Origin of the sequence: Intrasporangium sp. (assembly GCF_039812505.1) — a bacterium.
GTDB lineage: Bacteria > Actinomycetota > Actinomycetes > Actinomycetales > Dermatophilaceae > Intrasporangium_A.
The window spans coordinates 1-12,376 of the sequence record NZ_JBDIAQ010000101.1; the positions used below are offsets into that span (position 1 = coordinate 1).

General features: G+C 72.9%; 10 protein-coding genes and 1 riboswitch. Of the genes, 2 read left to right on the forward strand and 8 right to left on the reverse strand.

The features are described 5' to 3' along the window. The 8 genes from WMI84_RS12730 to WMI84_RS12765 all read right to left on the reverse strand — a co-directional run. Positions 1-1,180 (reverse strand): MDR family MFS transporter (locus tag WMI84_RS12730; protein WP_347353707.1); only part of this gene is annotated, 1,180 nt, incomplete at its 3' end. A 67-nt stretch (positions 1,181-1,247) separates the two neighbouring features. After that, positions 1,248-2,753 (reverse strand): hypothetical protein, encoded by a 1,506-nt coding sequence (locus WMI84_RS12735; RefSeq protein WP_347353709.1) that lies wholly within the window; start codon positions 2,751-2,753, stop codon positions 1,248-1,250. Next, on the reverse strand, positions 2,750-4,303 hold the full coding sequence (locus WMI84_RS12740; protein ID WP_347353711.1) for a hypothetical protein: 1,554 nt from the start codon (positions 4,301-4,303) through the stop codon (positions 2,750-2,752). The genes WMI84_RS12735 and WMI84_RS12740 overlap by 4 nt, the downstream gene beginning before the upstream one ends. Before the next feature lie 76 nt (positions 4,304-4,379). Further along, positions 4,380-5,588, reverse strand: coding sequence for an MFS transporter (locus tag WMI84_RS12745; RefSeq protein WP_347353712.1), 1,209 nt, complete (start codon positions 5,586-5,588; stop codon positions 4,380-4,382). Positions 5,589-5,613: 25 nt separating this feature from the next. Next, entirely contained in the window at positions 5,614-6,210 is a 597-nt protein-coding gene (locus WMI84_RS12750) for a histidine phosphatase family protein (RefSeq protein WP_347353714.1), read from the reverse strand. Beyond that, entirely contained in the window at positions 6,207-6,602 is a 396-nt protein-coding gene (locus tag WMI84_RS12755; protein ID WP_347353715.1) for a CrcB family protein, read from the reverse strand. Before WMI84_RS12755 ends, WMI84_RS12750 begins: the two co-directional genes overlap by 4 nt. Then, on the reverse strand, positions 6,599-7,081 hold the full coding sequence (locus WMI84_RS12760) for a CrcB family protein (RefSeq protein ID WP_347353717.1): 483 nt from the start codon (positions 7,079-7,081) through the stop codon (positions 6,599-6,601). Before WMI84_RS12760 ends, WMI84_RS12755 begins: the two co-directional genes overlap by 4 nt. Further along, positions 7,072-7,614, reverse strand: coding sequence for a universal stress protein (locus WMI84_RS12765; RefSeq protein WP_347353719.1), 543 nt, complete (start codon positions 7,612-7,614; stop codon positions 7,072-7,074). The genes WMI84_RS12760 and WMI84_RS12765 overlap by 10 nt, the downstream gene beginning before the upstream one ends. Before the next feature lie 68 nt (positions 7,615-7,682). Beyond that, positions 7,683-7,759, reverse strand: a riboswitch (Fluoride riboswitch). A 457-nt stretch (positions 7,760-8,216) separates the two neighbouring features. Here WMI84_RS12765 and eno point away from each other — a divergent pair. Both eno and WMI84_RS12775 read left to right on the forward strand, forming a co-directional pair. Continuing rightward, entirely contained in the window at positions 8,217-9,494 is a 1,278-nt protein-coding gene (gene eno / locus WMI84_RS12770; protein ID WP_347353721.1) for a phosphopyruvate hydratase, read from the forward strand. Positions 9,495-9,716: 222 nt separating this feature from the next. Further along, positions 9,717-12,311, forward strand: a complete 2,595-nt coding sequence (locus tag WMI84_RS12775) for a glycoside hydrolase domain-containing protein (RefSeq protein WP_347353723.1) — start codon at positions 9,717-9,719, stop codon at positions 12,309-12,311. The last annotated feature ends 65 nt before the right edge of the window (positions 12,312-12,376 follow it).

Consider the following 12,376-nt stretch of genomic DNA (forward strand, 5'->3'; position numbering starts at 1 on the left):
TCTGGACGGCGATGACGAGCACCTGCATCACCCCGCCGAGCCCGGCGCCGAAGACGACCATGTACCCGTACATGACCCGGTCCGGGGTGTCGGGGCCGACGGTGGACAGCAGGTACATCCCCAGGGTCATCAGCGCGGTGCCGACGACCGGGAAGACCTTGTACCGACCCCAGCGGCTGATCAGGAAGCCGGTCCCGACCGACGTGGTCAGCACGCCGGCCATCATCGGCAGCAGCTGCAGGCCGGACTCGGTCGGGTCGGCGCCCTTGGCCACCTGCAGGAAGACCGGCAGGTAGGTGATCGCGCCGAACATCGCGAAGCCGACGACGAACCCGATGGCGCTCGCGGCCGAGAACACCCGGTTCGCGAACAGGTGCAGCGGCAGGATCGGCTCGGGGGCCCGGCGTTCGACCAGGCCCCAGGCGAGCAGCAGCACGACGGCCGCGGCGCCGAGCGCATAGGTCTGCGGTGAGCGCCAAGGGTAGCTCGTGCCGCCGAGGCTGGTCAGCAGCACCAGCGCCGTCACCCCGAGGGCGAGCAGCACCGCGCCCCAGTAGTCGATGACCCGCTGGATGCGGGCGAGGTCGCCGGGCAGCACGATAGCCGTGACGACCAGGGCGACCGCGCCGATCGGCAGGTTGACGTAGAAGACCCAGCGCCAGCTCGCGTGCTGCGTGAGCAGCCCACCGATCAGGGGCCCGACGACGGTCGTGACGGCGAACACCGCACCGAACAGGCCCTGGTACTTGCCCCGGTCCCGCGGCGAGACGACGTCGCCGACGATCGCCTGCGCGCCGACCATGAGCCCGCCGCCGCCGAGCCCCTGCAACGCCCGGGAGAGGATCAGCCACAGCATCGAGGTCGCCAGCCCGGACAGCACCGAACCGACCAGGAAGGTGGCGATCGACAGCTGGAAGAAGAACTTGCGGCCGTAGAGGTCGCCGAGCTTGCCCCACAGCGGCGTCGAGACCGTCGCGGCGAGCAGGTAGGCGGTGATGATCCACGAGATGTGCTCGGCCCCGCCGAGGTCCCCCACGATGGTGGGCAGTGCGGTGGCCACGATCGTCTGGTCGAGGGCCGCCAGCAGCATGCCGAGCAGCAGCCCGACGATGACCAGCACGACGCGACGCGGCGGGAGCGCGTGTGCCGCAGGTGTCACCACCGTCGTCGAGCCCGTCACTCCACCCGATGCAACACCGCCTCGCTGTGAAGTCGCTGAGCCGGAGGGATCAGGCATCGCCGCGCCGTCAGCCGGAGCTGCCCGCACCGGCGAACACCTGGCGGAACAGGTCGCCGGCGTAGCTGGTGGACTCGGGCTCGGCCGGGACCAGCCGGAACGACCGGCGCCCGTCCGGCTCGCGCTGGGCCCGCAGGAAGAGGTGCTCCGGCGCGTGGAGCCGGGCGAGCCCGTGCGAGAGGGTGTAGAGGTGGGTGACGTAGCAGACCCGGACGCCTGCTGCCAGCAGGGAGTCGACGATGTCGCGGGCGATCTGTGATCCCTCCAGCTCGTTGGTGCTGGCGAAGGACTCGTCGAGCAGGAGCATGGCGCCCGGCCGGAGCCGGTCGACCAGGTCGGACATCCTGACCAGCTCGTCGTCGAACTTGCCGTGCTGCAGCGCGGCGTCCTCCTCGCGGCGGTAGTGGGTGAACACGCCGGTCGAGGGGCTGGCCCGGTAGCTGTCGGCCGTCACGAACAGGCCGGCGTCGAGCATCAGCTGGGCCAGACCGATCGCGCGCAGCAGCGTCGACTTGCCGCCCTGGTTGGCGCCGGTCAGCATCAGCAGGGTCCTTCCGTCGGCGTCGAGGTCGCTGCCGACGGGAGCCCGACCGGTGCGCAGCGCCAGGCCTGCGTCGACCAGGCCACGGCAGGTCAGGGCCCGCGAGAGCCGCGGCTCGACCGTGGGTCGACAGGTCGGCACCCCACTGCGCTGGAGGGCCCGGTGCAGCTGGACGCACCCGAGGTAGCACCCCACCTCGAAGGTGAGCCTGCGGAAGAAGTCGAGGACGTGCTCGCTCGACTGCGCCGCCGCGTCGGCGACGGTGTTGATGCCGTGGTCCTGGATCCGGTCCAGGGTGCGTCCGCCGTTCTCGTCGCGCGGGGGCAGGTGATAGGTGTATCCGTGGTGGTTCGGCAGCACCTCCTCGAGCCTGGTCCACCAGGGCGTGGGGGCGGCCTCGCGAAGCGCGTAGTCGACGCCGGTGCAGCCTGGGCCCAGGCGCGCGGTCAGCACCGCTGCGGCGGTGAACTCCAGCTGATGGATGTAGCCGCGCACCTGGGCCAGGTAGGCGTCGTCGAGGTCGTGCTCGACGCTCGCCAGCAGGTTGGTCAGGCCGGCCGAGTGGAACTGACCGCGGTGTGCGACCGCGAAGGCGTGCAGCCGGGCGAGGTAGTCGACCTGGTCGCGCAGGATGGCCACGGACGAGCGCAGGATGGCGCCGGGGTGGTTGGTCGGGATCCACGCGTGCACGCGGCGCTTGGCGTCGATCGCGGTGCCGGCCAGCTCGTACACCGCGCGGATCGCGTCGGGGTGGGCCAGGCAGTCGTCGAGCACGTCCTGGCGGTAACGGATCTGGTCAGGGTCCAGTGGGTCGGCCAGCACGAGCTGGGCCGCGACGTCACGCAGGTAGGCGTCGCCGTCGGCCATCGCGTCCAGGATCGGGGTGATGCCCAGGTCGCGCACCAGGTCGGCGCTCTCGTCCGGCGGTCGCGGGGCGGTGGCGTCCTGGTCGGCGAAGAGCAGTCGGGGCTTCATCGGGTCAGCCTCCTGTCCAGGTCCTCCGGGGTCAGCTGATGCTGCCGGGCCAGGGCGCGGGCGTAGGCCAGCCCGTCCGCGGGGCGCCGCTCGATCCGGTAGGTGCGGCGGGTCGGGTCGGCGGGGTCGACCCCGGCGACCATGCTGACCGTCGTCGGCGAGAGCCGGGACAGCTCGTCGAGGAAGGTCACGCACACGCTCCGCGCGCCGGAGCGTTCGAGCCGGCCCAGCAGGTCGCGTCCGAGCGTGAGCGCGTCGTCCGGCGAGGTCGAGGAGTAGACCTCGTTGAGCAGGACGAGGCCGGCCGGGGTGAGCTGCGCGAGCAGGGCGTGTGCCCGGACGAGGTCGTCGTGCAGGTGACCACGCAGGTCCTCGATGTTCTCGCCCCGCTCGAAGATGGTGACGACCTGGTCGACGAGGGGGATCCTGGCCTGACGGGCCGGCACGGGCGCCCCGGTCGCCGCGAGCAGGTGCAGCTGCCCGAGCATCCGGGCGAAGGTCGTCTTGCCGCCCTGGTTGGGCCCGGTCACCACCAGCAGCCGCTCCTCGTCGGCCAGCCGGCAGTCGCCGGGCACCACCGTGTCCCTCGACCCGTCGAGAACCAGCACGATGTCGAAGCCGCCCCGAACCGAGAGCTCATGGTCGGCGGCGACCTCCGGCAGCGCCCAGGTCACCCCGAGGCCGGCCGTCGCGTCCATGACGTCGAGGTAGGCCAGGTAGAACTGCAGCTCCCGTTCGACCCGTTCCAGCTCCGGGGGGACGAGCGGCCGGTGCCGGGCGCAGAACGCGGCGAGGGAGGCGAACGCGTCCGGGTTGAGCCGGGCCACGAACGAGGCGATCGCCGCCTCGACGTGGTCCATCGCCCCCGGGTCGCGGATCTGTTGCAGGTACGACCTGGGCGCCTGCTGGCGGAACCGTTCGAAGGTGGCCAGCACGCGGGGGGCCAGCTCGGGCTCGTCGGGGTCGACGGGCCGGACCTCGACCCAGTCGCCGTGCACGCGCACCCGGTAGCGGATCGCGTCGAACTGCTCGATGAGCTCGTCGGTCTCGGCGCCCAGGGCCTGGAACCCTGGTGAGGCGACGTACCCCTGGACCCACGACGCGAGGCCCTGCAGGGCGGTCGAACCGAGCGGGGCGGCCACCAGTGCGTCCGCCAGCGTGCGGACGGTGGTCACGTAGTCGCGGGCGACCTGCAGGAACCAGCGGCGCTGCTCCGACCGGTAGTGCAGCCTGTCGGCCATGGCCAGGATCCGCCGGACGTGCGCCAGCCCCTTCGAGAACTCGGTCAGTCCCTCGCGGACCCCCGGGGTGCGCAGGTCGGTGAAGACCTCGTGCCGGTGGGCCACGTCCGGCGCCGACACGAGGGTGGTGAACCACTCGTCGAGGTGGTACTCCGCGCGGCCCGCGGTCAGGCGGTCCACCAGCCGGTCGACGAGCAGGTCCCGGCGTGCCTCCAGGTCGAGCGGTCGGCCCGTCGGCGTCGGGTCGAGCGTGAGCAGGCTGGGCGGGTCGGTGGTGCGGACCGTGTCGGTCGAGGTCGTCGGTGCCATGCCGGTCTCCTTCCGCGCTGTCGCGCTTCAGGGACCGTCAGCGGCGTGCGCCGCGAGTCTGGGCGAGCCCCATCGCCTACTTCGAGTGTAGCGCCGTGGTGGTGACCAGAGCGGCGGCCATCCAGGCCGCGGCATAGCCGAAGGCGACCGTCGGGGACAGCAGCGTCCACAGCACCCCGGCGACCAGCGTCGCGCCGAGGTCACCGGCCGACTGGGTCAGGCCGAGCACGCCGAAGGCGTTGGGCCGCAGGTCGACCGGCAGGCCGAGGGCGACCGTGGCCGACTCGGCGGTCTCGGCGAGCCCGATGCCGATCCCGGCCAGCAGGAACCCGGCGACCACCCCGTGCACGGTGCCGGTGACCGCGAACAGCAGGTAGGCCGCCGTGTAGACCAGGGCACCCGCCGCGAAGACCGGCCGTGGCCCGAGGCGGTCGATGAGCCAGCCACCCAGCAGGGCCGAGCCGGACGCGATGGCGTTGTGGGCGGCATACATCAGGATGGCGGCGCTCGTCGCGGCGCCGGCCGTCCAGCCGACGGAGTGGTGCAGGACGTCGGTGGCGCGCAGGATGAGCAGGGTGGTGGCCAGGTTGCCCAGCTCGAAGCAGGCGACGGGAGCCAGCAGCCGGACGATCCCGGCCCGACACAGCGCGGTCAGGTTCAGCGTCAGGGTGCGCCGGTTGCGGGCGGGGGCGAGCGTCCGGCGGGCCTCCCGCGCGGCGACCGTGATCGCGGCGGCGGCCAGCAGGCTCGGGACGATCGAGAGCAGGATCGCGTGGCGGATCCCGATGACGCCGACCAGCCCGGCCGCCAGCAGCGGACCGAGGACGGCGCCCAGGTTGTCCCCGGCCCGCTCGACGCCGAAGGCACGCCCGTAGGACGTTGCCGGGGCGAGGTCGGTCAGCAGCATGTCCCGAGCGGGCGAGCGCAGGCCCCGGGAGATCCACGCCAGGCTGCGCAGGACCGCGACCTGCCAGACCGCGGTCGCCAGCCCGATGGCGGCGGTGGCGACGGCGGTGCCGAGGTAGCCGCTGGCGGCGACCCGGCCCCGCCGGGCGGGCTCGGCGGCCATCGGCCCGCCCGCCAGCTTGCTGAGGCCGGTCAGCGCATCGGCGACCCCGTCGATGGCTCCGAGCGTGGCCGGCCCGCCGTGCAGCGTCGTGGTGACGAACGTCGGCAACAGTGCGGTGACCAGCTCGTGGCCGGCATCCGAGAACAGCGAGGCTCCGCCGATGCTGAGGACACCGGGGCTGTGCCACCGGGGTGCGTCCGGGGGATCCGTTGCCACGGTGGCCGGTTCGTCGCCGGCCACGTCAGTGGTTGTTGGTGCTCGTCACGGTCAGGGCGCCGGCCCCGTCCCGCGCCAGCAGGGACCAGCTCGCCGGGTCGAGGGGGATGTCGGCGAGGTCGGGGTCGAGTGCGCCGAGGATCGCGTGCAGGACCGCGTCGTGGGTGACCAGGACGAGCGGCGGGTCGGCGACCGGCTCGTCGAGGAAGCCTCCGGCCCGGGCGAGCACGTTCGCGAGCGGCTCGACCCCGGGGGCGGCGTCGACCGACCCCCATTGGGCGATCACCTCGTCACGCGGGTGTCCGGCCCACTGCCCGTAGTCCCGGTCGAGCAGCCGCTCGTCCACCGTGAAGCTCAGCCCGGCCCGGTCCCCGATCATCCGGGCGGTCCGGACGGTCCGCTGCAGCGGGCTGGCGAGGATGCGGTGCGGCCTCCCGTCGGCGAGCATCGGGGCCAGCCGGTCGGCGAGCCGGGCCACGTCCGCCAGCCCGACGTCGTCCAGGGGCGGGTCGAGCAGGCCGCGCAGCCGACCGGCGGCGTTGAGCGCGGTGCGCCCGTGCCGGACGAGGACGAGCGCAGCAGGAGGGGCGTCGTCCGGGTTGGCGAGTGGTGTGCTGTTCATGTCGACTCCATTCCTGCGATGGCCTGCCCGATGGCAAGGCCGAGTGCGGCGGCCGCTACGGACGCCACGAGCGTGACTGCGGCATAACGGATCCCGGTTCCGCTGCCCTCCGCGACCCACAGCCGGGCGGCTTCGACGGAGGCGGTGCTGAACGTCGTGTAGCCCCCGCAGAACCCGGTGCCGAGCACCGCCTCCACGGTGGCGCCGGCGGTGCCGGGCGACCCCGTCGCGAGCAGCCCGGTCAGCAGCCCGAGCAGCAGCGACCCGCTGATGTTGATCACCATGGTGCCGAGCGGCACCCGAAAGGGGTTGCGCCGGGCGAGCAACGAGTCCGTGACGAACCGGGCGGCCGCCCCGAGACCGCCGGCGAGGGCGACGAGCAGGACCGTCATCGGCCCACCTGCCCGGCCCGACGCGGCCGGAGCCCGTGCGCCAGGCGGAAGCCCGTCGCCGCTGCCCCGACGCCGAGGGCGACGCTCACCACCGCGTAGGCCAGCCCGACCACGTGCTCCTGCAGGGTCAGCCGTTGCACCGTCTCGACCGCGAAGGTGCTGTAGGTGGTGAACCCACCGAGCACCCCGGTCCCCAGCCCGAGGCGCACCACCCGGCGCCAACCCGCGTCGTGCCCCGTGCGGGCCAGCAGCTCGAGCAGCAGGCCCAGGACGAACGACCCGATCACGTTGATGGCCAAGGTGATCCAGGGGACAGCGTGGTCCGCCACCGGTGCGAGCTGCTCGAGGGCGCTGCGCGCGGAGGCGCCCAGGGCGCCGCCCACGAAGATGACTCCGAGCAACCGGCGCCGGCGCCGCAGCGCGGGCCGGTTCCGCCGGGGCCGGCTCGCGCTCCGGTCCCGGCCCCCGGTCACTCCCACGGCGCGCGCCCCTCCCAGTCGACGACCTGCACCGGCACGACGAGCACCGGCCGGTGCTGCCGGTGAGACAGCTGCATCGAGACGGACCCGTTCATGAAGTCCGCGACGCGATGGTGCCGCCCGACGTGCGTCCCGACGACGAACGCCGCCGCGTCGACCGCCCGGGCCAGGTGCGTCAGGGCCCGGTCGACCCGCCCGGCCAGGTAGCGGAACTGCCAGGCCACCTGCTCACCAGCCATCCACTCGCCAACCGCCCGGACCAGCTCGGCCTCGCGGTCCGACCAGCCCTCGTCGTCGAGGTCCGGGTCGATGGACAGGTGCCGCACCGTGCCGTCCGGGTACTCCTCGTCGGTGTAGCGGGTGGTGTCGACGTGGGCGAAGTAGAGCGCCGGCGCGCCTGTCGCCTCGGCGAGCGACACCGCGGTGGCGGCGATCACCGGCGGCTGGCCCGGCACGACCGCCACCACGAGCGGGTGGCCGGCGAACTCGGTGATGCGGGACGGGTGCGGCTGCGGCGGGACTCTCTCGCCCATCGGTGACTCTCCAGAGACTGCGTGATGGGCGCGGCTGCCTGCCCATCGGTGGCGGCCCGCGGGCGCGCCGATGAACAGGAACCATCAGCCGGGTGGCGGTTCGGACGCACTGGGCGCCCCGGCGGGATCCATCGCCACCCCTCATCGTAGCGGGCGCGGCCTCGTGACTGTCGAGACGCCATGGGGCGGTATGCCGCTCACCCGGCTCAGCGGCATACCGGCGTTCTCGTTGTGGCACAGCGTGACCCACGGCCGGGCGCGGTACGCTGACGGGTGCGGGTCGATCCCGCTCGGTGGTGGGACCCACCGAGGCGTCCACGTCGAAACGCACGGTGCCGACGGTCCCTGCGAGGGCAGAGGGCGGGCTCATGGCAGGTTCCGCGCACCACGTTCTGGACGACCTCATGCGCCGGGGTCAGGCGTTCTGGCTGCCCCCCGGGGGCTGGGGCAACCGCCTGCCCGACACGGCATGTTCGTGGACCTCGACCGTGTCCTCGGGCTCGACCTGACCCGGCACCGGTTCGACTCCGGCCTCTGGTGAGGCCCGATCCGCTTCTGCCCCAAGCCTCGTCCATCGACCCCGTCCAACGAAAGGTACGACCTTGACCATCCAGATCCGCACCACGAACGCCTTGGAGATCCTCGACTCGCGCGGCCGCCCGACCCTCTCCGTGTCCCTTACCCTGACCGACGGGCTGACCTGTACGGCCGGGGTTCCCGCCGGCGCCTCCACCGGTTCCGGCGAGGCGGTCGAGGTGCGGGACGGCGACCTGCGGCGCTACGGCGGCAGAGGGGTGCGGTCCGCCGTCGCGAACGTCACGGGCCCGATCCGCGCGGCACTGGCCGGGCGGACGTTCGGGGACCTGGCCGAGCTGGACGAGACGCTGCGCAGCCTGGACGGCACCCCGGACAAGGCGCGGCTGGGCGCGAACGCGATCGTCGGGGTGTCCATGGCCGCGGCCCGCGCCTTCGCCGCCGCTGCGGACCAGCCGCTCTGGCGCTACCTGACCCCGCCCGGGGTGGCCCCAGCCCTGCCCGTCCCCCACTTCAACGTCGTCAACGGCGGCGTGCACGCCCCCAACCCGCTCGACTTCCAGGAGTTCATGCTGGCTCCCGTCGGGGCCCCGGACATGGCGGAGGCGGTCCGGGCCGGCGCCGAGGTGTATGCCGTCCTGCGCGCCCGGCTGGCCGCGGCCGGACACGCCACCGGCCTGGGCGACGAAGGGGGCTTCGCCCCCGACCTGACCCGGCCCGAGGAGGTCCTGGACGCGCTCGTGGACGCCATCGTCGCGGCCGGCTACCAGCCGGGACCCGAGGGAGTCGCCATCGCCCTTGACCCGGCCGCCAGCCAGTTCCACCGGGACGGCGCCTACCACGTCGCCGGCCGCGCGATGTCGAGCGCCGAGCTGGTCGACCACTACGCCGAGCTGATCGACAGGTACCCGATCCGGAGCCTGGAGGACGGGCTCGCCGAGGACGACTGGGACGGGTGGGACAGGCTGACCGAACGGCTCGGCGACCGTGTCCAGATCGTCGGGGACGACATCTTCGTGACCGATCCCGAGATCATCGCGGACGCGGCGCGCCGGGGCGTCGGGAACGCCGCGCTGGTCAAGGTCAACCAGATCGGCACCGTGACCGAGACCCTCGAGGCCTTCCGGGTCTGCCGGGAGACCGGCTACGCGGCGATGGTCTCCCACCGTTCCGGGGAGACCCTCGACACCTTCATCGCCGACCTCGCCGTGGGCTCGGGCTGTGGGCAGCTCAAGTCGGGCGCACCTGCGCGCGGCGAGCGCGTCGCCAAGTACAACCGGCTGCTCGAGATCGCCGAGCAGGCCCCGGACCTGCCGTACGCCCGCATCTCCCGGTCACGGACGTAGCCGTAGCGCGTAATGCGGGAGTGGTGGCCGGGTCCGGCGGGACGCCCGGGCGCCTCGTCCCGGGCCGACGCCGCGAAGTCGAGTGGCGCGGTGTCCCGGTCGGCTCCAGACTGGGCACCGGGCCGACATTCCCCCCACGACCCGGACATCCTCGACAGCCGTCGTACCGTCCCCGCCCTGCCCGCGAGCCGGCCCGGGCAAGCCGACAAAGGAGCTCGTGTCATGCGTTGGAAGCGAATCGGCACCCGTCTCGGGGCCGGCGTAGCGGCCGCGGCCATGGCCGTCGGCGTCACCGCAGCCGTGGCGGGAGCCACCGGCACCCACCGGGCGAGCCTTGCCGGGAACCCGGACGGCGTGCTGCCTGCGCAGCATCGGGCGACGCTCCCCCTGACCCAGTACGTCGACCCGGTCATCGGCGGCGCGGTGCCCCGGACGAGCGGGTATGCCGCCAACATCAACCCCGGCGCGAAGGTGCCCTTCGGGTTCACCCACTTCGGGCCGGACATGCCACGGACGAACTTCAACGGCTCGGGCGGCTACCTCACCAAGGCCGACCCGACCTCCGAGCGGGTCAACTTCTTCAGCCTCACCCACCTGAACGGGGTCGGCTGTCCCGGGCAGGGCACCGTCGGCATGATGCCCGCCTCGGCCCCGACACCAGTCTCGACGCCCGACGGGCGTCCGCTCGGGGTCCGGTTCGCGACGGCATCCGAGAAGGCCGCCCCCGGGTACTACTCGGTGACCCTGGACAACGGGGTCAAGGTCGAGCTGACCGCCACCGAGCGCACCGGGATGGCGCGGTTCACCTACCCGGGCGAGGACGCCGGGTACTTCTCGCTCGACACCCGGCTGAACGGCAACAGCAACGCGCCCTGGACCGCCGGACGCATCCAGGCCAAGAACGTCTCGCTCACTGTGGGCGATGACGGGCGGACGCTCACCGGCCGGTCCGTCGCGCCGGCGTTCTGCACGCCATACGGCACCCCGTACAACTCGCCGGTCTACTTCTACGCCGAGCTCGACAAGCCGCTGCGTGCCCAGTCCGGGGCCGGCACGGTCAACACGGTCCAGGACGGCGCGGCGCTGCTGCAGTACGACCTGACCGCGGCCGATCCCACCCTCACCATGCGCGTCGGGATCTCGGCCGTCAGCGTCGCCAACGCGCGGCTGAACCTGCAGGCCGAGAACGCCCGGTCGTCGTTCGACCGGGTCCGGGCCGCCGCCGACCGCAAGTGGAACGAGCGGCTGAACGCCATACAGATCGACCGGGCGGCCAACCCGCGGGCGCTGAGCCCCGTCCAGCGCGACGCGCTCGTCAAGTTCTACTCCGCCCTCTACCGCGTGTTCGTCGGCCCGACGATCTACTCCGACGTCAACGGCGACTTCCGCAGCATGCAGGGCTCGAGACCCGTGCCGAGCACGGTCGACGTCGCAGGAGCCGTCGACGAACGGCCGGTCGCGAACGTGCGCGACTACACCTGGCAGCGGCCGGATGGCCGCACCGGCCGCTACACGACCCACTACACCGGCTTCTCGATGTGGGACACCTACCGGTCCGAGGCGCAGCTGCTCGCGCTGCTCGCGCCCCGCGAGTCGGCCGAGATGATGCAGTCCCTGGTCGTCGACGCGCAGCAGTGCGGCGCGTTCCCGCACTGGGTCGACGCGAGCGACGACTCGACGCCGATGTCCGGTGACAACGCGCTGCCGGTCATCGCCGGCACCTACCAGTTCGGCGTGCGCGACTACGACCTCGTCACCGCCGCACGCCTGGTCAAGCAGTCGGCCTTCGACCCGACCAGCGCCTGCAACGGCAACAGGAGCTTCCCGGGCCTCACCGACTACCTGCAGGCCGGGTACTACCCCGACACCTCCTCGCCCAACATCGAGCGCTACAACAGCGACCGGGCGGCGGCGGCGTTCCTCGACACCCTGCCCCGGTCCGTGCGAGCGAACCCGAAGGTGGCGATCAGCGACGCCGACATCGCCGGGCTCTACGACCGGGCCGGGTGGTGGCGCACCATCCTCGACCCGGGCACGAAGGCCATCGCCGCCCGGAAGGCGCCGACCACACCCGGCACCCCCGGGGAGTGGACCACGGGCTGGTTCCACGAGTCGACCGAGCCGAACTACTTCTGGTCCTTCGGCTACGCCTGGACCGACCTGATCGACGCGACCGGCGGCAAGGCGGCAGCGGTCGAGCGGCTGAACGCGCTCTTCTCGGTCGACACCGCGCTGACCAAGGTGCCGACCGCCGCGCAGCTCAACGGCGGACAGGACTCGCAGGGGTTCTACATCGGCAACGAGATGGGCTTCCCGGCACCGTGGGCCTACAACTGGGCCGGCGCTCCCGCCTCGACCCAGTACGTCGTGCAGCAGATCATGAACCAGACCTTCAGCACCGGCCGCGACGGCCTGCCCGGCAACGACGACATGGGGGCCACGTCCAGCTGGTACGTGTTCGCCGCCCTCGGCATGTTCCCGACGGTGGCCTCGGCCCCCGGGCTGTCGCTGTCGACCCCGCAGTTCCCCCGGCTGACCATGTGGACGGGCGACCGGCCGGTGCGCATCACGACCAGCGCCGACGCGGCGGGCGCGCCGTTCATCCGGTCGCTGACGGTCAACGGCCGGGCCCATCCGGGCTCGTGGCTGCCGCTGCGCACCATCCGGTACGGGGCCTGGCTGAACTTCGGGCTCGGGGCCGCCCCGTCGCAGTGGGCCGCCGCCGAGGAGCTGACGCCGCCGTCCGGCGCCGACGCGGACTACACCCGGATGACGGCCGCCGACGACCGGTGGGGTGGGTTGCCCGGAAGGCCGTGACGCCCGGGCGACGGTCGCTACCCGACCACACACAATCCGACCACGGCCGGAAAGACCACGGCCCC